This is a genomic window from Pseudomonas fluorescens NCIMB 11764 (genome assembly GCF_000293885.2).
Classification (GTDB): domain Bacteria; phylum Pseudomonadota; class Gammaproteobacteria; order Pseudomonadales; family Pseudomonadaceae; genus Aquipseudomonas; species Aquipseudomonas fluorescens_B.
The window spans coordinates 1694973-1717958 of record NZ_CP010945.1; the positions used below are offsets into that span (position 1 = coordinate 1694973).

Consider the following 22986-nt stretch of genomic DNA (forward strand, 5'->3'; position numbering starts at 1 on the left):
GAACCCTTCAAGACTAGAGAGGACGCTTTGGCGTCGACACTTGAATTGCGGCCATCAACATGCGTCCGTAAGATCAGTTGCGGCGGCTGTGCGCGGGCACGCTTCGGTGTGGTCGAGTTCTCTGGTCTCGATATTCCTACCCCGCGTATAGCTGCCACCCAAGCCTGTAGGAAGGCCGATGGTAGCTTCCCTTCTTACCAGAGGTTTAAAAATGACAAATCTTCACCCCGATCCACCCTACGAAAAACCAGCCCCTCCACCCAAAAGCCGCTTCATGGCACTGACCAGCAACTGCGACGACATGCCCACCTTGTTCGTCGATACCCTCGCACCACTCGACGTTTTATACGACGCGGCCAGCTTTCGAATCCGCGCCGTCACCCAAGTCATGGAAAACCTGTCGATGCGTGGCTCGGTCGAGTGTCAGTCCTTCATCCTCAGTGACTTTGCCTTGCTCTGCGCCATTCCGTTGCGAGACGGGTGTGATGTGCTGGATGTGCTGGGGCGGCGGTTGAAAGCGCTGTCGTAACATCGGTAAAGGGGGATCCTTCCGGTTTAATTGCAGGAAGGATCGTCCGGATGATTTTTGATGACCTACTTTGGTAGGTACTGATCCTGAGATTTGACGAATGCGTCGAATTCCGCGGAGTTGTAAACCTCTAGGCAACCATAAAAAACCATACTTTTATCGGAGTGCTTGCTGACGGATGAGGTCCTTGCGTAGGCATTACGCATGTATTTCTCGGTTTCTGCGTAGGGATCGTGCGTGACTTCAAGGGTGTCCTCGTTTTGAACGATCAGATGCTGACCTTTTCCCATCGACGAGTAGGCGCCAATCGCGAGTCCTATATCAGATTTGATTTCTGACTCGCCCTTGAATTGGCCGGAAATACAGTTGGCCAACCCATAATTTTTAAGCGTTTCTCGAGCCTTGTCGATACTGATTTCAGCAGATATGGCTCGCCCTGAAACCAATAGCAGTGCCAGCACAATTAACTGCGAGCGCGTCATCCTTTCAACTCCCAAAAGTTTATTTTTTCCAGCTTTACCCTCGGATTGTCATAGGTGTGGCTGTCTTGCCTATGGTAGTCACTTTCGTCACCGGTCACGCTCCCGTTCCAAAGGGTCGCGTGGCCTGATGCGTCGCTCCACCCGGTGATCTCCATGACAATGACGCCTTTTTTGCCATTTATAAAATTTGAATTACTTTGCGTCAAAATATGGTCGGGTTCGCCCCAGTTATGTCTAAGAAACGCGAGGAAATCTACCACCTTCATGATGTAGGGGAGTTGGTCCGCTCCACTCAATCGATAGATGGGCTGGTTTTTTATGATCGTGCCTTTGGGGATTTTGTATCCGCCATAGTTAAAGGCTCTGCTTATCCTCAAGGCGCAGGCATTCGCATAAGCATCAGGCTTTTCAACTCTTGCCGCTTCGACTCCGTCGCCGACATGAGCGAATGCCCGCTCAGCCGCGAAGCCCTGACGTTCGCCTCGGTACAAGGTAAACTTCCCGGCCTTCGCAGGAGCAATCATGAATTATCGTCACGCCTTCCATGCCGGCAATCACGCCGATGTGTTCAAACACCTGACTTTGACCCGCCTCATCGCCCTGATGTCGCGCAAGGAGCAGCCGTTTGCCTATCTCGACACTCACGCCGGCATTGGTCTGTATGACCTGCAGGGTGATCAGGCGAGCCGCACCGGGGAGTACCTGGAAGGCATCGCGCGGTTGTGGGATCAGCCGGACCTGCCGGCGTTGACCGCCGATTACATGAAGGTGCTGCATGACATGAACCCGGATGGCCAGTTGCGCTATTACCCGGGGTCGCCGGAGCTGGCGCGGCGTCTGACGCGGCCGCAGGATCGGGTGATGCTCAACGAGAAGCATCCGCAAGACGGTGTGTTGCTCAAGGACAATATGGCCGGCGACCGTCGGGTGAAGGTTCACCTGGGCGAAGGCTGGCATGTGCCTCGGGCGATGTTGCCGGTGCAGGAGAAGCGGGCGGTGATGTTGATCGATCCGCCGTTTGAACAGCTGGATGAAATGCAACGCTGTGCGGCGGCGCTGAAAGAGGCGGTTGGCCGGATGCGCCAGACCGTGGCGGCGATCTGGTACCCGGTGAAGGACCAGCGCATGTTGCGGCGTTTCTATCAGGATCTCGCAGGGTCGGGCGCGCCGAAGTTGTTGCGGGTGGAATTGCTGGTGCATCCACTGGACACGCCGAACAGTTTGAACGGGTCCGGGTTGGCGATTGCGAATCCGCCGTGGGGGCTGGAAGAGGAATTGCGTGAGTTGCTGCCGTGGTTGTCCAAGAAGCTTGGGCAGACCCAGGGTGGGTGGCAGATGGATTGGTTGATTGCTGAGTAAGCAGAGAATTTGTGGCGAGGGAGCTTGCTCCCGCTGGGGCGCGGAGCGGCCCTGATTTCGGTAGCGATGTTCATTCAGCAAGAACCCGCATACCGATCTTATGACTGCTTCGCAGCCGAGCGGGAGCAAGCTCCCTCGCCACAGGTATTGCGCTAAGTCAGATCGGGCACGTCACGCCCGTACCGCCAATCCCGCAATACCCTTCGGGATTCTTGGCCAGATACTGCTGGTGATAGGCCTCGGCGAAGTAGAACGTCGGCGCTTCTTCGATTTCAGTCGTGATCGTGCCTTTACCCGCCTTGGTCAACTCGGCCTGGAATACTTCCTTGCTGTGATTGGCGGCTGCCAATTGAGTCGGGTTGGTCGCGTAGATGACCGAGCGATATTGGGTGCCGATGTCGTTGCCCTGACGCATGCCCTGAGTCGGGTTGTGCAGTTCCCAGAACATCTTCAGCAGCTCTTCATAGCTGACTTTCGCCGGCTCGTAGACCACCAATACCACTTCGCTGTGGCCGGTCAGGCCCGAGCAGACTTCTTCATAGGTCGGGTTCGGCGTAAAGCCGCCGGCGTAACCCGCCGCCGTACTCACCACACCTTCACGCTGCCAGAACTTGCGCTCCGCACCCCAGAAGCACCCGAGACCGAAGATCGCGAAATCCACGTCCATGGCAAACGGGCCCAGCAGCGGGGCGTCGTGGACGAAGTGTTTTTCCGGCACGGTCATCGGGGTTTCGCGGCCAGGCAGCGCTTGTTCTTTTGTAGGGAGCACGTTTTTGTTCACCAGAATTTCCGAGCGCAGAACCATTATCAGTCCTCTCAGTCAGGTTGAAATTGTCAGACGCGCAGTTTGCCCGAATGCAGCCCCGCTGTCAGGCGAGCGGGCCACGCGGGTAGCGCTTGAGCTTTTCGATCAGCTCGGAGCCCGGGATCGGTCGGTCGAACAGGTAGCCCTGGCCGACGTCACAGCGGTGGCGGCGCAGGAAAGCCAACTGCTCGGCCGTCTCGATGCCTTCCGCCACGACCTTGATTTTCAGGTTGTGGGCCATGGCGATCACCGCGGAGGTGATTTCCATGTCGTCCTGGTTGTCCGGGATTTCGTGAATGAAGCTTCGATCAATCTTAATGATGTCGATCGGGAATTTTTTCAAGTAACTCAGCGACGAGTAACCGGTGCCGAAGTCGTCCATGGCCAGCGTCAGGCCCAGGCGTTTGAGCTGGTCGAGCTGCAGGTGGGTGTCTTCGGTGGCTTCCAGCAGCAGGCCTTCGGTCAGTTCCAGCTCCAGCAGGTTCGCCGGCAGCGCTTCTTCCTTGAGGATGTTGGCGATCGACGACACCAGGTCCGGGTCGGAAAACTGCTTGGGTGACAGGTTGATCGCCACTTGCAGGTTGCCCAGGCCCGCCGCCGTCAGGTCTTTGCTCATGCGGCAGGCCTGGCGCGCGATCCATTTGCCGATCGGAATGATCAGGCCGGTTTCTTCAGCGACGCTGATGAACTGATCCGGGCGGATCATGCCCTTTTCCGGATGGTTCCAGCGCAGCAGCGCTTCCATGCCGAGCAGGCGGCCGCTGCGCAGGCAGAGCTTGGGCTGGTAGAACACGTCCAGCTCGTTTTGGGTCAGGGCGCGGCGCAGGTTGTTCTCGACGAACAGTTTGTAACTGGCTTCGGCGTTCAGCGCTTCGGTGAACACCTGGACCTGGTGCTTGCCGTTGGCCTTGGCCTTGTGCAGCGCGAGCCCGGCGTTACGCATCAGGGTTTGTGGATCGCGGCCATGCAGTGGCGCGCAGGCCAGGCCAACAGAGCCGGTGACGCTGATCAGCTGGTTGTCGACGAACATCGGTTTGTCGAGGGTCGCCAGCAGTTGGTTGGCGACTTGCTGGCCCATCGCGAGGTCGGTGTCGTCCAGCAGTACGGCGAATTCGTTACTGGCGAAACGCGCCAGGCTGCCGCTCGGGATCAGGCTGTTGCGCAGGCGCCGCGCCAGGCTGATCAGCAGCTTGTCGCCGGTCTGGTGGCCGAGGCTGTCGTTGATCCGCTTGAAGTTGTCGATGTCCACCAGCAACAGGCTGATCGGGGTGTCGCTGTCTCGGGCGAAGCGTTCATCGAGGTTGCGGATGAACGCTGGTCGGTTGCCGAGGTTGGTCAGGTTGTCGGTGTAGGCCAGGCGCTCGATGCGCTGCTGGGCGAGTTTGGTCTGGGTGATGTCTTCGTAGATGCCGATGTAATGCGTCAGCTCGCGGTTGTCGCCGTACACCTTGGAGATCGACAACTGGCCCCAGTAGGGTTCGAGGTTTTTGCGCCGGCTTTTGAATTCGCCCTGCCAGCTGTTGCTCTTGGCCAGCGCCGAGGGCGCGTCGAACAGCAGTTCGCTGAGGTTTTCCAGGGCCGGCAGTTCCGACAGCCGCTGGCCGTGGACTTCTTCGGTGCTGTACTGGGTGATCGCGGTGAAGCTCGGGTTGACGTATTCCACCACACCGTCGCAATTGACCAGCAAGAAGGCGTTGGCACTCTGCTCGACCGCCCGCTGGAACAGGTGCAGGGCGCTGGTGACGGTGCGGCGGTTGTGGTTGTTGATGACCTGGGCGAACTGATCGGCCAGCTCGCCAGCGAAGGCGATTTCGTCGGACTGCCAGGCGCGGGTCGCACCCGTTTGTTCCAGGCAGAGCACGCCGACCACCTGGCCATCCACGCGAATGCTGGCGTCGAGCATCGCGTTGACGTTGCGCGGGCGCAGGCTCTCGGCCATTTCCCGGGTGCGCGGATCACGAATCGCATTGTGCGCATCGATCGCTCGGCTGCCGTGCAGCGCATCCATGTAATCGGGGAAACCGCTGATGTCGATTGGTTCCGGCATCGCGTATTCCCGAGTGGCACGGTGATACGCCGAGATCGGCACCAACATCGAGCCGTCGAGGTTCCACAGGCTGGCGCAGTCGATTTCGTAGATGTCACAGGCACTGCGGGTGATCAGTTCAGCGGCTTCTTGCAGGGAATTGCCGGAGCTGTAGCGCTGGCGGGTCAGCAGCAGGATCAGGTCTTGCTGGGCGCGCACGCGATCCAGGTGCAGGAGTTGCTCCTGTTGGGCGCGCTGATTGAGTTCAAGGGCGATCTGCAGGCGCGAGTTCTGGGTTTCCAGGTCCAGCGCCGGCAGCAGCGGTTCGCCCTCGAACAGACCGTCGACCACCAGCAGGTAGCCGCGCAGCAGGTGTCTGTTGTGTTGTTTGTAGGCTTCGCCCATTTCCAGCAGGCTCAACGTGCCGGCGGCGGTGTGCAGGGAGTAGCGGATCAGGTAATGCGGGCACTCGGTGAGTTGCTGCTGGATGGCGTCATGCAGCTGATAGCGCGCTTCGGGCTCCATCAGGCTGGCGTAGGGTGAGCCGACCAGGGCGCAGAGCTCCACTGCCGGCAGACCGAACTGTCGCTCGCAATTGGGATCGAGAAACAGCAGCGCCCAGCTTGGTTCATTCAGCCGTTCGAAACGCAGCATGCCGAGCCGCGAGGGCACAGGCAACTGCGTCACTACCTCGGCCACCATACGGCTGGCGGCATCGGGTTGGCTCTTCATATGGAGGGAAACTCGCTTCGAATGTGCTGATCGCGCCGGGCTCTCGCCCTCTTTACTGTTGCCTGCGGCAAGGTTGCATCATTGCGACACTGACTGACAAGAGACATGAAGGCCAAGTGCTATAAGAATATGTCGGCAGAGGCGAAGATTTCTTCAGCGTGGGCCGAAAAGTAATGTTTTTACCCAAAAGATCGCAGCCTTCGGCAGCTCCTGCAGAGGAATGCAATCTCATGTAGGAACTGCCGCAGGCTGCGATCTTTTTGCGATTAACGCAATTTGATGTTTGTCGAATGCAGCGGTTTGCCTTCCCGGTCGTGATAACTGACGCGAATCCGCTCTGACTCTACGATCAGATGGGCAAAGTTGTCCTGGCTGATCACCTCGCTGGTCAGTTCATGCCGATAAACTCCCGCGGCAGCCTGCGCCAGTGGTTGATCGAGGATGAAGGTGGAGGCCTTGGCGTAGGGCAGCAGTTTGCTGTTGCACAGCGGCGAGGAGACGATGGTGTGAACCTCGAAATCTGGGTCTTCGCTGTGTGTCAGCCGGCTGGTGAGGGAGCCGTGCACATCGCCGGACACGAAGAAGACGTTCTTGATGCGCTGTGTGCGAATAATCTCCAGCAATCGCAGGCGTTGTTCCGGAAAGGCTTGCCAGGCGTCATTGCCCAGGCGCTTGCGATCGGGATAGAACATCACACTGGTGACGACGAATTTCACCCGGGCCGGACTGTGAATCAGCCAGTTGCACAAGGCTGTTTCCTGCTCGTTGTCGAGGATCCGCCGGTCGCTGGCCGATAGATTGCGTCGGGTTCGGCTGTCGGTGACAAACCATTCGATATCACCATGGGTGAATTGATACCAATAGCGCTCCAGGCGTCGTTCGATGTTTCCATCTTCCAGCAACTCTCGGGCGGGGCTGTGGCTGGCTTGATATAACTCATAGGCGGCGATGGCATTGTTATAGAGATCGTCGTCGTTTTTGTTTTTATTGGCGGGCCAGTTGTCTTCGATTTCATGGTCGTCGAGGATCATGTAAGTCGGTGTGCCGGACATCAACTTTGCAATATGTGGCTGGGAAAAAGCGATGCGGTACTTACTGAGTATTTCCTTGTATTCCCGATCCGGGGCGATGATGTTCAAGTCATCGATATAGACTTGGTCGCCCGTCATCAACAGTGCGCTGATGGGCGTTTCGGTGCGCTGTGCCAGATGGGTGATGGAAGCGAAGATCCGGTCGCCCAGATGCGGGAGCGACGGCGCACCGACCGTCATCCGCAGGTAGCGGCATGACCCGACGATGTAAGCTCGTGGCACGGCGGGATTGCTGGACGGGGTGCTGAAACGGTAGACAGCCCGGGGCCATTGCAACGGCAGTTCCTGAATCGTCTCGACGGTGTGCACCGGGCTCATGGGGCTGAACCAGCCCGCCTGGTATTCGTACTCGGTATCGGCGGCGAGGCCGTTGAGCGCAAAGACGTCGCACATGTCTCGCGCGGCAGTCAGTTGAATGAACATTCCTTTGGACCAGGGTGTGTCGCCGCTGCGTCGATAACGAACTCCACCAAATACCAGCGTGTCTTTTTGAAGTTCTCCACGTAAAAAGATACGTGCGTGATGAGCTGTAGTGTGGCCAATGATCGGGCCGACTGTAGGTTTGAACATATTCGAATCCATTCGAAGAAGTGCTAACTAATCAATTAAGTCTGTTTAACTTTTCGTCAGTTGTTTGTGTAACTAAGCCTAGAGGCTGGCCGGAAAAAAATATCGTGCCGAAGTGGATTCGAGTTGTGGGTGAACTCAGCCGCGGGCGTAGGAAAGAGTCTTTTTTCAAGGCAAAAAAAGCCCCGCCAAATTGGCGGGGTTGAGGTACGAGCGTGGCGCTCGGAAAACGTGGAACGCGACAGGCCCTCCGGTGAAGGAGGGCCGGCCGGTGTTACAGCAAGATGGTGCGGATGTCCGCCAGCAGGTCGCTCAGACGCTTGGTGAAGCGTGCAGCAGCGGCGCCGTTGATCACACGGTGATCGTAGGACAGCGACAGTGGCAGCATCAGTTTCGGCTGGAAGGCTTTGCCGTCCCAGACTGGCTGGATGGTTGCCTTGGAAACACCGAGGATCGCCACTTCCGGCGCGTTGACGATCGGCGTGAAGCCGGTGCCGCCAATGTGGCCGAGGCTGGAAATGGTGAAGCAGGCGCCTTGCATATCGTCAGCGGTGAGCTTCTTGTCGCGGGCTTTGGCGGCCAGCGCAGCGGCTTCGGCTGCCAGTTGCAACAGGCTCTTCTGGTCGACGTTCTTGATGACCGGTACCAGCAGGCCTTCAGGGGTGTCGACCGCGAAGCCGATGTTCACGTACTTCTTGCGGATGATCGCCTTGCCGCTAGGTGCCAGCGAACTGTTGAAGTCCGGCAGTTCCTTGAGCAGGTGCGCGCAGGATTTGAGCAGCAGCGGCAGGATGGTCAGCTTGACGCCGGCCTTCTCTGCAACGGCTTTCTGAGCGATACGGAACGCTTCCAGCTCGGTGATATCAGCCGAGTCGAACTGAGTCACGTGTGGAATGTTCAGCCAGCTGCGGTGCAGGCTCGACGCGCCGATCTGCATCAGGCGAGTCATCGGCACTTCTTCGGTTTCACCGAAGCGGCTGAAGTCCACGACCGGAATCGGCGGGATGCCCGCGCCACCGGTTGCGCCTGCAGCAGCGGCCGGTGCTTCCTTGGCCTTCTGCATCATCGCCTTGACGTAAACCTGCACGTCTTCTTTCAGCACGCGACCGTGCGGGCCGCTTGGGCTGACCGCGCTCAGCTCGACGCCGAATTCGCGGGCCAGTTGGCGTACGGCCGGGCCAGCGTGAACCTTGGCGCCAGGCTTGGCCGGTGCCGCTGCAGGTGCGGCCGGTGCCGGAGCCGCAGGTGCCGCGGCGGCTGGAGCAGGCGCAGCAGCGCTCGGTGCCGCAGCCGCCGGAGCCGGGGCAGCAGCAGGCGCAGCGCCTTTGACTTTCAGCTTCAGGATCAAGTCGCCAGTACCGACTTCGTCATCCAGCTTGATGGAAACGCTTTCCACCACGCCAGCGGCAGGCGATGGAATTTCCATGCTGGCCTTGTCGGATTCCAGGGTGATCAGCGACTGGTCGGCGGTGACGGTATCGCCTGCCTTGACCAGCACTTCGATGATCTTGGCCTTGCCCGACGAACCGATGTCAGGGACGTGAATGTCCTGAACACTGTCGGCAACCGGTGCAGCCGGGGCAGCAGCGGCAGGCGCCGGAGCAGCGGCCGCAGGAGCAGCAGCCTGTGCTGGCGCGGCAGCGGCAGGGGCCGCAGCACCCGCCACTTCCAGATCCAGGATCAGGTCGCCAGTGCCGACTTCGTCGTTGAGCTTGACGCTGATGCTCTTGACCACGCCAGCGGCAGGCGATGGAATTTCCATGCTGGCCTTGTCGGATTCCAGGGTGATCAGCGACTGATCAGCGGCGACGGTGTCGCCGACCTTGACCTGGATCTCGATGATCTGGGCCTTGCCTGCCGAACCGATGTCCGGCACGTGCACTTGCTGAACCGAAGCGGCGGCAGGCGCGGCGGCTGGCGCTGGAGCAGCGGCGGCAGGGGCAGCAGCCGGTTTCTCTTCAGCTTTTGCAGCTGGCGCAGCGGCAGCCGCAGGGGGCGGTGCAGAGGCCGGGGCAGCGGCACCTTCGACTTCCAGCTCCAGCAGTTCGTCGCCTTCTTTCAGGCGATCGCCCAGCTTCACTTTCAGGCTCTTGATGATACCGGCCTTCGGCGCAGGCACTTCCATGCTCGCCTTGTCCGATTCCAGCGTCAGGATGCTCTGGTCGGCTTCGATGCGGTCGCCGACCTTCACAAACAGTTCAATTACTTCACCTTCACCGCTGCCGATGTCAGGTACGCGAATGAGTTCGCTCACAGAGTGTCTCCTCAGCAGTCCAGTGGGTTGCGTTTTTCCGGGTCGATACCGAACTTGGCGATGGCTTCAGCCACCACTTTAGGTTCGATGTCGCCGCGGTCAGCCAATGCTTCCAGGGCTGCCAACACCACGAAATGACGATCGACTTCGAAGAAGTGACGCAGCTTCTTGCGGCTGTCACTGCGGCCGAAACCGTCGGTGCCCAGGACTTTGAATTCCTTGGACGGTACCCACTGACGAATTTGCTCTGCGAACAGTTTCATGTAGTCGGTAGAGGCGATGACCGGACCTTTACGGCCGCTCAGGCACTCTTCGACGTAGCTCAGTTTAGGCTTCTGGCCAGGGTGCAGACGGTTGGTGCGCTCAACGGCCAGGCCATCGCGACGCAGTTCGTTGAAGCTGGTAACGCTCCACACGTCGGCGCCGACGTTGAACTGTTCACGCAGGATCTTCGCCGCTTCACGGACTTCACGCAGGATGGTGCCGGAGCCCATCAGCTGAACGTGGTGCGCCGCTTCGCGGGTGTCTTCTTCGAGCAGGTACATGCCCTTGATGATGCCTTCCTCTACACCGGCCGGCATGGCTGGCTGCTGGTAGGACTCGTTCATCACGGTGATGTAGTAGAAAACGTCCTGCTGCTCTTCGGTCATCTTCTTCATGCCGTCCTGAATGATCACCGCCAGCTCGTAGCCGTAGGTTGGATCAAAGGTGCGGCAGTTCGGGATGGTGGCAGCCAGGATGTGGCTGTGACCGTCTTCGTGTTGCAGGCCTTCGCCGTTCAGCGTGGTCCGGCCGGCGGTGCCGCCGATCAGGAAGCCACGGGTACGGCTGTCGCCGGCAGCCCAGGCCAGGTCGCCGATACGCTGGAAGCCGAACATCGAGTAGAAGATGTAGAACGGCAGCATTGGCTGGTTGTGGCTGGAGTACGAAGTACCGGCCGCGATGAAGGAGCTCATGGCGCCCGCTTCGTTGATACCTTCCTCGAGGATCTGGCCCTTCTTGTCTTCCTTGTAGAACATCACCTGGTCTTTATCGACTGGCTCGTAGAGCTGGCCGACGGACGAGTAGATGCCCAACTGACGGAACATGCCTTCCATACCGAAGGTACGGGCTTCGTCCGGGATGATCGGAACGATGCGCGGGCCGATTTCCTTGTCCTTGACCAGCTGCGCGAGGATCCGCACGAACGCCATGGTGGTGGAAATCTCACGGTCGCCCGAGCCGTCTAGGATAGCCTTGAGGGTATCCAGCGATGGGGTCGGTACGCTGAAGCTCTGCGCGCGGCGCTGTGGCACGAAACCGCCCAGTGCAGTGCGGCGCTCGCTCAGGTAGCGGGCTTCGGCGCTGTTCGGTTCAGGTTTGAAGAACGGCAGGTTTTCCAGCTCTTCGTCCTTGACCGGGATGTCGAAGCGGTCACGGAACAACTTAAGGCTGTCGACATCGACTTTCTTGGTGTTGTGCGCAGTGTTTTTCGCTTCGCCGGCACCGGTGCCATAACCCTTGATGGTCTTGGCCAGGATGACGGTCGGTTGTTCTTTGTGGTTGACCGCTTCGTGGTACGCCGCGTAGACCTTGTACGGGTCGTGACCGCCACGGTTGAGTTTCCAGATCTCGTCGTCGGACAGATCAGCAACCATCGCCTTGAGTTCTGGCGAGTTGAAGAAGTGTTCACGCACGAACGCGCCGTCTTTGGCTTTGTAGTTCTGGTACTCGCCGTCGATGACTTCGTCCATGCGACGTTGCAGGATGCCGTCGACGTCTTTGGCCAGCAGTGGGTCCCAGAAACGGCCCCAGATGACTTTGGTCACGTTCCACTGAGCGCCACGGAACACGCCTTCGAGTTCCTGGATGATCTTGCCGTTGCCGCGAACCGGGCCGTCGAGGCGCTGCAGGTTGCAGTTGATGACAAAGATCAGGTTGTCGAGCTTCTCGCGGCCAGCCAGCGAGATCGCGCCCAGGGATTCCGGCTCGTCGCACTCGCCGTCGCCCAGGAAGCACCAGACTTTCTGCTTGCCTTCCGGGATGAAGCCACGGGCTTCCAGGTACTTCATGAAGCGAGCCTGGTAGATCGCCTGGATCGGGCCCAGACCCATGGATACGGTCGGGAACTGCCAGAAATCAGGCATCAGCCAAGGGTGCGGATAGGACGAGAGGCCCTGGCCGTCCACTTCCTGGCGGAAGTTGTTCATCTGGTCTTCGGTGATGCGGCCTTCCATGAACGCGCGGGCATAAACGCCTGGCGAGGTGTGGCCCTGGAAGTAGATCAGGTCGCCGCCGTGTTCGTCGGTCGGGGCCTGGAAGAAATAGTTGAAACCGATGTCGTACAGGGTGGCGCTGGAGGCGAAGCTGGAGATGTGACCGCCCAGGTCAGAATCTTTCAGGTTCGTACGCATCACCATGGCCATCGCGTTCCAGCGTACCAACGAGCGAATGCGGCGTTCCATGAACAGGTCGCCAGGCATGCGTGCTTCGTGGGTAACGGGAATGGTGTTGCGGTATGGCGTGGTGATGGCGTAAGGCAATTGCGAACCGCTGCGGGTTGCGAGTTCGCCCATACGGGTCATCAGATAATGAGCACGGTCTTCGCCTTCTTTGTCGAGAACCGATTCCAGGGCGTCCAGCCATTCCTGGGTTTCGACGGGATCGAGGTCTTGCATGGCTTGCTCCAGGGCGGAAAGGCTTCCAGAATCGGTTGCCTGAGTTTGCGACTGGCCTTGTGGGCAGACGATATAAATTCTTGGATTGCCGAGAGGTTGTTCCGGCGGCGTGTAGTTTTACTACAAATCATCGGGCATTTCAGCCTTTCGAATGTATATACGAGTAGTAAAACTACAGATGAGCGGCTTGTGGCCTCCAGCTGCGTTGTGAGAATAATCGTTAAGGTTGGTCTTTTGCCAACCAAAAAAGGTGAAAGCTTGATGCTGTCTACCAAAAATGAAGAAATTTCAGCTATTTCTAACCTTTGTTCGACAGTCGATCACGTAGTGCAATTTGAAAATTCACTACATGCAGCCCTCTACACGCCGATCAAGGATAGACCATGAGCCTCCCTTCGCTTGCCGAACTGCCTGGCATTCTCCTGCCGTTTGTCACCCGTGCCGAGCAGTCGTTCCGTGCAGCGGTCGAGGCGCTCGATGATGATCATGGCCTGTCTTCGTGGACACCTGAACGCTGGGCGCAGTTCGCCCGTGTCACTGCCGCCAGCGACTTCGTGATTGAACAAAGCATTCGTGACCCTTTGATGTTGCTGGCACTGGTGCAGTCCGGCGAACTGGATCGCGGCTTTGCCCCCGGCGAGTTGTGCGCGCAGATTGCGGCGGCGGTGAATGCCGGGCAGACCGAAGACGAACTCGGCCGCGTCTTGCGTCGCCAGCGCACCCGTCATCAAGTGCGGATCATCTGGCGTGACCTGACCCGTCAGGCCGACCTCATCCAGACCTGCCGCGACCTCTCGGACATGGCCGACGCCAGCATCGATCAGGCTTATCAATGGTTGTACTCGCGCCATTGCCAGCAGTTCGGCGTGCCGACCGGTCGACGCAGCGGCGAGCCGCAGCAGATGGTCATCCTCGGCATGGGCAAGCTCGGCGCGGTCGAGCTCAACCTGTCTTCGGACATCGACCTGATCTTCGCCTACCCCGAGGGCGGCGAAACTGTCGGCGTGAAACGCTCGCTGGATAATCAGGAATTCTTCATCCGCCTCGGTCAGCGCCTGATCAAGGCACTGGACCCGATGACCGTCGACGGTTTTGTGTTCCGCGTGGACATGCGCCTGCGACCCTACGGTTCGGCCGGTGCGTTGGTGCTGAGCTTCAACGCGCTGGAGCAGTATTACCAGGATCAGGGGCGCGACTGGGAGCGCTACGCGATGATCAAGTCGCGGGTGGTGGCCGGCGATCAAGTGGCGGGTGCGCAGCTGCAAGAGATGCTGCGGCCGTTCGTTTACCGGCGTTACCTGGACTTCTCCGCCATCGAAGCGCTGCGCACGATGAAGCAGTTGATCCAGCAGGAAGTCCGGCGCAAGGGCATGGCCGACAACATCAAGCTCGGCTCCGGCGGCATCCGCGAAGTCGAGTTTATCGCCCAGGCATTTCAGCTGATCCACGGCGGCCGCGACCTGAGCCTGCAACAACGTCCTCTATTAAAAGTATTGAGCACCCTGGAAGGTCAGGGCTACCTGCCGCCGGCGGTGGTCAGCGAACTGCGCGAAGGCTACGAATTCCTGCGTTACACCGAGCACGCCATTCAGGCGATTGCAGACCGCCAGACCCAGATGTTGCCGGACGGTGCGCAGGATCAGGCGCGTATTGCCTTTATGTTGGGCTTTGCCGATTGGGACGCCTTTCATGAGCAACTGATGTATTGGCGCGGTCGTGTTGCGTGGCACTTCGGCCAGGTGATCGCCGATCCCGACGAAGAGGAAGGGGCTGAAAGCGAAGTGGTGGTCGGCGGTGAATGGCTGCCACTGTGGGAAGAGGCGCAGGACGAAGAGGCCGCTTGCCGCCAGTTGGAGGAGGGCGGTTTCGTCGATGCCACCAAAGCCCTGAAAGCCCTGGCCAGCCTGCGCAGCAGCCCGCAATTGCGCGCGATGCAGCGTTTGGGGCGCGAACGCCTTGATGCCTTTATTCCACGGTTGCTGGCGCAGGCGGTCGAACACGCCAATCCGGATCTGGTGCTGGAACGCGTGCTGCCGCTGGTTGAAGCGGTGGCCCGGCGTTCCGCGTACTTGGTGCTGCTGACCGAAAACCCCGGCGCGCTGCGACGCTTGCTGACCTTGTGCGCTGCGAGCCCGTGGATTGCCGAACAGATCACCCGCTTCCCGCTGCTGCTCGACGAATTGCTCAACGAAGGCCGGCTGTTCAAACCGCCCCTGGCGCCGGAGCTGGCCGCTGAGTTGCGCGAGCGCCTGACACGAATTCCCGAGGACGACCTCGAGCAGCAAATGGAAGCCCTGCGCCATTTCAAGCTGGCGCACCGCTTGCGCGTCGCCGCGTCGGAGATCGCCGGCAGCCTGCCGTTGATGAAAGTCAGCGATTACCTGACCTGGCTCGCCGAAGCGATCCTCGAACAGGTGCTGGCCCTGGCCTGGCGCCAGACGGTAGCCAAATACGGCACGCCGCTGCGCAGTGACGGTACGCTGTGCGATCCGGGCTTCATCATTGTCGGTTACGGGAAAGTCGGCGGGCTGGAATTGGGGCATGGTTCGGACCTGGACCTGGTGTTCATTCATGACGGTGACCCGCAGGCTGAAACCGACGGCCCGAAACCGATTGATGGCGCGCAATTCTTCACCCGGCTCGGGCAGCGGATCATTCACTTGCTCACGGCCCAGACCAACTCCGGCCAGCTCTATGAAGTGGACATGCGCCTGCGACCGTCCGGTGCTTCCGGTCTGTTGGTGAGTTCGCTTGGCGCGTTTGCGCGTTATCAGGAAAACGAAGCCTGGACCTGGGAACATCAGGCGTTGGTGCGGGCGCGGGTATTGGTGGGCAGTCAGGACGTCGGCCAGGCGTTCGAGAAGGTTCGCGCGGCGATTTTGGGCAAAGTCCGGGATTTACCGACCTTGCGCCAGGAGGTCAGCGAGATGCGCGCCAAGATGCGCGACAACCTCGGCAGCAAGAGCACCGCGGCCGGCACCGGGGCGAATGCCTTCGAGGCCACGGCGCCGTTCGATCTCAAGCAGGACGCCGGAGGTATCGTCGATATTGAATTTATGGTGCAATACGCGGCCTTGGCGTGGTCCGAAACACACCCGCCATTGCTGCGCTGGACCGACAATATCCGCATTCTGGAAGAGCTGGAACACGAAGGGCTGATGCCCGCCGAAGACGCCAGCCTGTTGCGCGAGGCCTATAAAGCCTACCGCTCCGCCGCGCACCGGCAGGCCTTGCAGAAGGACGCCGGGGTGATACCGGGCGACCAGTTCGTGGACGAACGACGGCAGGTGTTGCGGATCTGGCGCGAGTTGGGTCTAAGCTGAAACGTGGCCGTTGGAACGACGAGATTCAAATGTGGGAGCGAGACCGGCTTGCCGGCGATGAGGCCGTCACATCCGGCAGGTATGCTGACTGTCACGCCGCTTTCGCGAGCAGGCTCGCCCCCACAGTAGATCTGCAGTGTTTTGTAGAATTCTCGAGGCGGGGAGGCGTATGCCTCCCCGGTTCGTTTTTGGAAACCACATGAAAATTCTGATCGTTGGGCCCAGTTGGGTCGGTGACATGGTGATGGCGCAGACACTGTTTCAGTGTCTCAAGCAACGCCACCCGCAGTGCGAAATCGACGTCCTGGCCCCCGAATGGAGCCGGCCGATTCTTGAACGCATGCCCGAAGTTCGCCAGGCCTTGAGCTTTCCGCTCGGTCACGGTGCTTTGGAGCTGGCGACGCGTAGGCGCATCGGCAAATCCCTGGCCGGCCAGTACGACCAGGCGATCCTGTTGCCCAATTCCCTGAAGTCGGCATTGGTGCCGTTTTTTGCCGGCATCCCGAAGCGCACCGGCTGGCGCGGCGAATTCCGCTACGGCCTGCTCAATGACGTGCGTACGCTGGACAAAGAACGTTACCCGCTGATGATCGAGCGCTTCATGGCGCTGGCTTACGAGCCGGGCCTTGAACTGCCGAAACCGTACCCGCGCCCGAGCTTGCAGATCGATCCGGTCACCCGCGAAGCGGCGCTGGCCAAATTCGGTCTGGCCCTCGACCGCCCGGTGTTGGCGCTGTGCCCCGGTGCCGAGTTCGGCGAGTCCAAGCGCTGGCCGTCCGAGCATTACGCCAAGGTCGCCGAAGCGAAAATTCGCGAAGGCTGGCAAGTCTGGCTGTTCGGTTCGAAAAACGATCACGCCGTAGGCGAAGACATCCGCGCGCGCTTGATTCCCGGCCTGCGGGAAGAGTCGGTGAACCTCAGCGGCGGCACGTCGCTGGCCGAAGCCATCGATTTGCTGTCCTGCGCACATTCGGTGGTGTCCAACGACTCCGGCCTGATGCACGTTGCCGCGGCACTGAATCGCCCGCTGGTGGCGGTGTACGGCTCGACGTCACCGGGCTTTACGCCGCCGCTGGCCGAGCACGTCGAGATCGTGCGCCTGGGCATCGAATGCAGCCCGTGCTTCGATCGCACGTGCCGCTTCGGTCATTACAACTGCCTGCGCCAGCTGATGCCGCAAGCGGTGAACGAAGCCTTGCAGCGGTTGCAGGGCACTGTGGTCGAGGTCAAATAGTTTGCGGGTTCTGCTGATCAAGACTTCTTCGCTGGGCGACGTGATTCATGCGTTGCCGGCGTTGACCGACGCGGCCCGGGCGATTCCCGGCATCACGTTCGACTGGGTGGTGGAAGAAGGTTTCGCCGAGATCCCGACCTGGCACCCGGCTGTAGGCAAAGTGATTCCGGTGGCGATCCGTCGCTGGCGCAAGAACATCTGGCAGACCATCAAGAGTGGCGAGTGGAAGCGCTTCAAGCAAAGCCTTCGCGCCACGAAATATGATCTGGTGATTGACGCGCAGGGCCTGCTGAAAAGCGCCTTGCTGACCCGCTATGTCAAGGCGCCGGTGGCAGGCCTCGATAACGGCTCGGCACGGGAACCGATCGCCGCGCGTTTCTACGATCGGCGTCTGGCGGTTGCCCGTGGCCAGCACGCGGTTGAGCGAGTGCGTCAGTTGTTCGCCATCGCCCTGGGCTACGACCTGCCCAATGGGTTGGGCGACTACGGCCTGAACGTCGAGCGCCTGGTGGAACTGCCGCGCAAGAACCCTTACGTGCTGTTCCTGCACGGCACCACCTGGGATACCAAGCACTGGCCTGAAGCCTACTGGCGCGAGCTGGCCGAGCGCGTCGGCTACCTGGGCGTCGGCGTGAAGCTGGCGTGGGGCAATCCGGCGGAAAAAGCCCGGGCCGAGCGCATTGCCAAGGACATGCGGCACGTCGAAGTGCTGCCCAAACTGAATCTGGCGGGCATCGGCAAAGTGCTGGCCGGTGCGCAGGCGTGCGTGGCGGTGGACACCGGCCTCGGTCACCTGGCCGCTGCACTGGACGTGCCGACGCTGTCGCTGTTCGGCCCGACTAACCCGGGCCTGACCGGCGCTTACGGCAAGGCCCAGATCCACATGGCCAGCGATTTCCCCTGCGCTCCGTGCCTGCAAAAGAAATGCACCTATCAACCGACGGCCGAAGATGCCCGCCGGTTCGACCTGAAACGCGAGTGGCCGCTGTGCTTCACGCGTCTGAATCCCGAGCGTGTCGCGACCCGACTGAGCACGTTGTTACTGGCTGAGGAGCTGCGCTGATGCAATTGGCATTCGTCTTGTACAAGTACTTTCCATTCGGGGGGTTGCAGCGTGATTTCATGCGCATCGCCCTGGAATGCCAAAAGCGTGGCCACCAGATTCGCGTCTACACGCTGATCTGGGAGGGCGATATTCCGCCGGGTTTCGAAGTGCTGGTGGCGCCGGTCAAGGCGTTTTTCAATCATCGGCGTAACGAGAAGCTCAGCGAGTGGATGGAGGCCGATCTGGCCAAGCGTCCGGTGGATCGCCTGATCGGCTTCAACAAAATGCCGGGCCTGGACGTTTACTACGCGGCCGACGGTTGCTTCGAAGACAAGGCGCAAAACCTGCGCAACTCGCTGTACCGTCGCTGGGGCCGCTACCGGCACTTCGCCGAGTACGAGCGCGCGGTGTTTGCCAGGGACGCCAAGACTGAAGTGTTGATGATCTCCGAGGTCCAGCAGCCGCTGTTCATCAAGCATTACGACACGCCGCTGGAACGCTTCCATTTGCTGCCGCCGGGCATTTCTCAGGATCGGCGCGCGCCACCGAATGCGGCTGAGATTCGTACCGGGTTCCGTCGTGAATTCAACCTGAAGGACGACGAGTTGCTGCTGGTGCAGATCGGCTCCGGGTTCAAGACCAAAGGCGTGGATCGCAGCCTCAAGGCGCTGGCCGCGTTGCCCGCTGATCTGAGGAAACGCACCCGGCTGTTTGTAATTGGCCAGGATGACCCCAAATTGTTCCAGATGCAGAGCGCTGCGTTGGGGCTCGGCGACAACGTGACGTTCCTCAAGGGCCGCAGCGATATTCCGCGTTTCCTGCTCGGGGCCGATCTGTTGATCCATCCGGCGTACAACGAAAACACCGGGACTGTGCTGCTCGAAGCCCTGGTGGCCGGTTTGCCGGTGCTGGTGAGTGCGGTGTGCGGTTACGCCCATTACATTGCCGAGGCCGACGCCGGTCTGGTGCTGGATGAACCCTTCGATCAGGCGCAACTGACGCAATACCTGACCGGTATGTTGAACGACGCTCAAGCACGGGCGGCCTGGAGCCGCAACGGTCTGGCCTTCGCCGAGACGGCAGACCTCTACAGCATGCCGCAACACGCGGCCGATGTGATTCTGGCGGAGCACGCTTAATGAAGTTGATGCTGGCTGAACCGTTCAAGAGCCTTTGGGCCGGACGCGATCCATTCGCCGAGGTCGAAGGGCTTCAGGGCGAGGTGTACCGCGAGCTGGAAGCTCGTCGCACGTTACGCACCGAGGTGAACGGCAACGGGTTTTTCGTGAAGATTCACCGTGGCATTGGCTGGGGCGAAATCTTCAAAAACCTGCTGACGGCCAAGCTGCCGGTGCTCGGCGCGGGTCAGGAATGGAAAGCCATTCAGCGCCTGCAGGAAGTCGGCGTGCCAACCATGACGGCGGTTGCCTACGGCGAGAAGGGCAGCAACCCGGCGGATCAGCATTCGTTCATCGTCACCGAAGAACTGGCGCCGACCGTCAGCCTCGAAGACTTCAGCATCGACTGGGTCAAGAACCCGCCGGAGCCGAGACTCAAGCGCGCGCTGATCGCCGAAGTGGCACGCATGACCGGCATGATGCACCGCGCCGGGGTCAACCACCGCGACTGCTACATCTGTCACTTCCTGCTGCACACTGACAAACCGGTGACTGCTGACGACTTCAAGCTCTCGGTGATCGACCTGCACCGCGCCCAGACCCGCCCGACGATTACCCAACGCTGGCGCAACAAGGATTTGGCGGCGCTGTACTTTTCGGCCCTGGACATCGGCCTGACCCGACGCGACAAGCTGCGTTTCCTCAAGGGTTATTTCCAGCAACCCCTGCGCCAGATCCTCGGCGAAGAAGCCGGGTTGCTCACCTGGCTCGAAGGCAAGGCCAGCAAACTCTATGACCGTAAACAGCGATACGGGGATGCGCTCTGATGTCGGGCTGGAGACTGGAACCTGCTTACAGTGACCTGGCCGATGATTTTGGCAGTCTTGAGGCGGTGTTTGCCCTTCAGGGCGAGCAGTTGACCCGCGACCCGTTGTCCGAGGTTGTCCGCGTCCAGCTCAAGGGCGTCAACTATTACGTCAAGCGCTACGTGGGCGCAGGCAAAGGCCTGCGCCGCTACCTCGGCAAGCCGCGGGTGAAGATGGAATGGCAAAACCTCAAGCGCTTTGCCAAGTGGGGCATTCCCACCGCAGAGGTGGTGGCCTGGGGGCTGGAACGGCGCGGTGCAGCCTACGCTCGCGGTGCGATGATCACCCGTGAACTGCCCAATACCGAAGACCTGAATGCCCTGGCTGAACGACGTGACCCGAAACTGACGGATCGCGCCTGGGTCGATCACATCAGTCGGCAACTGGCCGGTTACACCCGGATCATGCATGACAATCGCTTCACCCATAATGATTTGAAGTGGCGCAACCTGCTGGTCGACGATCAGGCACAACTGTTCCTGATCGACTGTCCCAACGGTGACTTCTGGAGCGGCTTCTGGCTCAAGTACCGCATCACCAAGGATCTGGCATGTCTCGACAAGGTCGCCAAGTATCACCTGTCGGCCACCCAGCGACTGCGCTTTTACCTGCAATACCGCCAACGGACGCGGCTCAATGCGGCCGATAAAAAGCGGATCCGGCACGTGGTGAGATTTTTCGAGGGGCGCGAATGACTGATTTTCTGGCCGCTGAAGACCGGGCGCTTTTGGAGCGTCACGGCCTCGGCACCTTCGATGCACTGTGGGCCCGGCAGCTTGAGGCTGTGGATGAGCCCAACACCGCGCGCGGTGGCTGGAGCAGCGTGTTTCGGCTGGATCTTGAAGGTCACGGCTTCTACCTCAAGCGCCAAAGCAACTACCAGATGCGCACCTTGCACGCGCCCTTTGGCGAGCCGAGTTTTGCCCGGGAATTTCGCAACATCAGCCGTTATGAAAAGCTTGGCATTCCGGCGCTGAAAGCGGTTTTTTTCGGTGAGCGCAAGGTCGACGGCGAGGTCCGCGCGGTTTTGCTGACCCGTGCACTGGACGGCTGGGATGACCTGGATTCGCTGTTGCAGCGCTGGTCGGATCTGAGCCCGGCGCAGCACTCGGCCATTTTGCAGGCCTGCGGGCTATTGGCTCGGCGCCTGCACGGTGCGCGTCAGGTCCACGGCTGTTTCTACCCCAAGCACATTTTTCTCCAGGCCACCGGCGACGGTTACATGGCCCAGCTCATCGACCTGGAAAAGACCCGGCCGCTGCTGTTCGGTCAGCGTGACCGGATCAAGGATCTGGAACCGCTGACCCGGCGCTCGCCCCAGTGGAGCGATGCACAGCTGCGCGAGCTGTTGGCCACCTACCTGGATCAACCGCCGGACAGTTCGCTGATCGACAGCTGGCTGGCGAAATTGACCGCGCGGCGTAGTTACAAGAGGTCCAACTGATGCGTTTGTCCGAACTGAAAGAGGCGGGACGCGACCCGGTGCTGCCGCTGAGTATCTCGCTGGCCGATGCCGCCGGGCCTGCCGAGTTGCAGTTGTTGAGCCTGTTGCGGGTGTTGCCGGGCCAGCGCTATGTCGGCGCCGGTGTCTGGCGTGGCCGGCCGGTATTGGCCAAGTTGCTGGTCGGCAGCAAAGCGGCGCGGCATTTCCAGCGTGAGCTGAGCGGCGTGCGCTTGCTCGCGGACCAAGGGCTGACTACGCCGCAGCTGTTGGCCGATGGCCTGAAGGACGGCGAAGGTGGCTGGCTGCTGTTCGATTACCTCGAAGGTGCGCAAAGCCTGGGGGATACCTGGAAACGGGTCGAGCATTTGCCGGTGCTCTCGGATGGGCAAGGGGCCGTGTTGGCCGAGGCGCTGGGCGCGATCGGCCAGATGCACCGCAAAGGGCTGTGGCAGGAAGACCTGCACCTGGACAACCTGCTGCGCCAGCGCGGTCGCCTGTATTTGATCGATGGCGCCGGGATTTGCAGTGAAACCCCCGGCCAGCCGCTGTCGCGACAGAAAGTCCTGGAAAACCTCGGGGTGTTTTTTGCTCAGTTGCCCAGGTCGCTGGAGCCGTTCACTGAAGAATTGCTGGTGTATTACCTCCTGAGCAATGGCGAACATGCCTTGCCGATGGAGGCGTTGCAGAAGCAGATCGACAAGGTGCGCAGTTGGCGCCTCAAGGACTTTCTGATCAAGGTCGGCCGCGAATGCACGCTGTTCAGCGTGCAGCGTGGCGCCTTCGGTTTACGGGCGATTCGCCGCGAAGAAGAAGCGGCGATGTTGCCGGTGCTGGAACAGGCCGATGCGTTGCTCGATCAAGGGCATCTGTACAAGACCGGCGGTGCGGCGAGCGTCGGCAAGGTCGAAGTGGCCGGTCGTACCCTGGTGATCAAACGCTACAACATCAAGGGGTTCGCCCACTGGCTCAAACGCTTCTGGCGCCCGAGCCGTGCCTGGCATTCCTGGCGCGAAGGCAATCGATTGGCGTTCCTCGGGATCGCTACGCCGAAACCGTTGGCGGTGCTGGAAAAGCGTTTTCTCTGGTTGCGCAGTCGGGCTTATCTGGTGACCGAGCACCTTCCGGGGCCGGACATCATCGAACGGTTCGCGCCGTACGTTGACAGCGGTGATGCGCCCGAAGCCGAGCTGGTGGCGCTGGATCACCTGTTTGCGGAGCTGATTCGCGAGCGGATCAGCCACGGCGACTTCAAGGGCCATAACCTGTTCTGGCAAGAGGATCGCTGGGCGCTGATCGATCTCGATGCGATGTGCCAGCATGGCTCGTTCCACAGTTTCGCCCCGGCCTATGCACGGGATCGGGCGCGGTTCATGCGTAACTGGCCTGAAAGCAGTGCATTGCATCAGGTGATTGATCAGCGTTTGCCCAAAGATATCTCAGGCGCTGGCTGAATC

General features: G+C 60.3%; 18 protein-coding genes. 11 read left to right on the top strand and 7 right to left on the bottom strand.

Going from position 1 to position 22986, the window contains the following annotated elements; translation table 11 throughout:
• Positions 1-211: 211 nt before the first annotated feature.
• Positions 212-529 (top strand): hypothetical protein, encoded by a 318-nt coding sequence (locus tag B723_RS07785; RefSeq protein WP_017336188.1) that lies wholly within the window; start codon positions 212-214, stop codon positions 527-529.
• Positions 530-594: 65 nt separating this feature from the next.
• On the opposite strand, the gene B723_RS07790 is transcribed toward B723_RS07785, so the two are convergent.
• Together B723_RS07790 and B723_RS07795 are read right to left on the bottom strand one after the other, a co-directional pair.
• Positions 595-1011 carry a hypothetical protein gene (locus tag B723_RS07790; RefSeq protein ID WP_017336189.1) on the bottom strand — a complete coding sequence of 139 codons (417 nt, stop codon included), beginning with the start codon at positions 1009-1011 and terminating at the stop codon, positions 595-597.
• Entirely contained in the window at positions 1008-1535 is a 528-nt protein-coding gene (locus tag B723_RS07795; RefSeq protein WP_017336190.1) for a type VI secretion system amidase effector protein Tae4, read from the bottom strand. The genes B723_RS07790 and B723_RS07795 overlap by 4 nt, the downstream gene beginning before the upstream one ends.
• On the opposite strand from B723_RS07795, the gene B723_RS07800 reads away from it, so the two are divergent.
• A complete protein-coding gene (locus B723_RS07800; protein WP_017336191.1) occupies positions 1534-2370 on the top strand; it encodes a 23S rRNA (adenine(2030)-N(6))-methyltransferase RlmJ in 837 nt (278 codons plus the stop codon). The two genes, B723_RS07795 and B723_RS07800, sit on opposite strands and share 2 nt — an antisense overlap.
• 157 nt (positions 2371-2527) lie before the next feature.
• Here the strand turns inward: B723_RS07800 and msrA are convergent, their stop codons facing one another.
• The 5 genes from msrA to aceE all read right to left on the bottom strand — a co-directional run bounded on the left by msrA (position 2528) and on the right by aceE (position 12502).
• Positions 2528-3175: a peptide-methionine (S)-S-oxide reductase MsrA gene (gene msrA / locus B723_RS07805; RefSeq protein ID WP_017336192.1), complete on the bottom strand. Its 648-nt coding sequence runs from the start codon at positions 3173-3175 to the stop codon at positions 2528-2530.
• Between the two features lie 64 nt (positions 3176-3239).
• The gene (locus tag B723_RS07810; RefSeq protein WP_017336193.1) at positions 3240-5933 is read right to left on the bottom strand and encodes a putative bifunctional diguanylate cyclase/phosphodiesterase; all 2694 of its coding nucleotides are present in this window, start codon (positions 5931-5933) and stop codon (positions 3240-3242) included.
• 266 nt (positions 5934-6199) lie between these two features.
• On the bottom strand, positions 6200-7594 hold the full coding sequence (locus B723_RS07815; RefSeq protein WP_017336194.1) for an alkaline phosphatase D family protein: 1395 nt from the start codon (positions 7592-7594) through the stop codon (positions 6200-6202).
• A gap of 271 nt (positions 7595-7865) precedes the next feature.
• Positions 7866-9845: a dihydrolipoyllysine-residue acetyltransferase gene (aceF, locus tag B723_RS07820; protein ID WP_052909682.1), complete on the bottom strand. Its 1980-nt coding sequence runs from the start codon at positions 9843-9845 to the stop codon at positions 7866-7868.
• An 11-nt stretch (positions 9846-9856) separates the two neighbouring features.
• Positions 9857-12502: a pyruvate dehydrogenase (acetyl-transferring), homodimeric type gene (gene aceE, locus B723_RS07825; protein ID WP_017336197.1), complete on the bottom strand. Its 2646-nt coding sequence runs from the start codon at positions 12500-12502 to the stop codon at positions 9857-9859.
• Between aceE and B723_RS32040 the strand changes: the two genes are divergently transcribed.
• The 9 genes from B723_RS32040 to B723_RS07865 all read left to right on the top strand — a co-directional run bounded on the left by B723_RS32040 (position 12497) and on the right by B723_RS07865 (position 22983).
• Positions 12497-12889 (top strand): hypothetical protein, encoded by a 393-nt coding sequence (locus B723_RS32040; RefSeq protein WP_080995105.1) that lies wholly within the window; start codon positions 12497-12499, stop codon positions 12887-12889. The genes aceE and B723_RS32040 overlap by 6 nt on opposite strands.
• Positions 12886-15825 (top strand): bifunctional [glutamate--ammonia ligase]-adenylyl-L-tyrosine phosphorylase/[glutamate--ammonia-ligase] adenylyltransferase, encoded by a 2940-nt coding sequence (gene glnE / locus B723_RS07830; protein WP_017336198.1) that lies wholly within the window; start codon positions 12886-12888, stop codon positions 15823-15825. The genes B723_RS32040 and glnE overlap by 4 nt, the downstream gene beginning before the upstream one ends.
• 199 nt (positions 15826-16024) lie before the next feature.
• Positions 16025-17059 (top strand): lipopolysaccharide heptosyltransferase II, encoded by a 1035-nt coding sequence (gene waaF, locus B723_RS07835; protein ID WP_017336199.1) that lies wholly within the window; start codon positions 16025-16027, stop codon positions 17057-17059.
• A 1-nt stretch (position 17060) separates the two neighbouring features.
• On the top strand, positions 17061-18122 hold the full coding sequence (waaC, locus tag B723_RS07840; RefSeq protein ID WP_017336200.1) for a lipopolysaccharide heptosyltransferase I: 1062 nt from the start codon (positions 17061-17063) through the stop codon (positions 18120-18122).
• Positions 18122-19243, top strand: coding sequence for a glycosyltransferase family 4 protein (locus tag B723_RS07845; protein ID WP_017336201.1), 1122 nt, complete (start codon positions 18122-18124; stop codon positions 19241-19243). The genes waaC and B723_RS07845 overlap by 1 nt, the downstream gene beginning before the upstream one ends.
• A complete protein-coding gene (gene rfaP / locus B723_RS07850; RefSeq protein WP_017336202.1) occupies positions 19243-20049 on the top strand; it encodes a lipopolysaccharide core heptose(I) kinase RfaP in 807 nt (268 codons plus the stop codon). The genes B723_RS07845 and rfaP overlap by 1 nt, the downstream gene beginning before the upstream one ends.
• Positions 20049-20783 (top strand): lipopolysaccharide kinase InaA family protein, encoded by a 735-nt coding sequence (locus B723_RS07855; protein ID WP_017336203.1) that lies wholly within the window; start codon positions 20049-20051, stop codon positions 20781-20783. The genes rfaP and B723_RS07855 overlap by 1 nt, the downstream gene beginning before the upstream one ends.
• On the top strand, positions 20780-21532 hold the full coding sequence (locus B723_RS07860; protein WP_017336204.1) for a lipopolysaccharide kinase InaA family protein: 753 nt from the start codon (positions 20780-20782) through the stop codon (positions 21530-21532). The genes B723_RS07855 and B723_RS07860 overlap by 4 nt, the downstream gene beginning before the upstream one ends.
• Positions 21532-22983, top strand: a complete 1452-nt coding sequence (locus tag B723_RS07865; protein ID WP_017336205.1) for a lipopolysaccharide kinase InaA family protein — start codon at positions 21532-21534, stop codon at positions 22981-22983. Before B723_RS07860 ends, B723_RS07865 begins: the two co-directional genes overlap by 1 nt.
• Positions 22984-22986 lie beyond the last annotated feature (3 nt).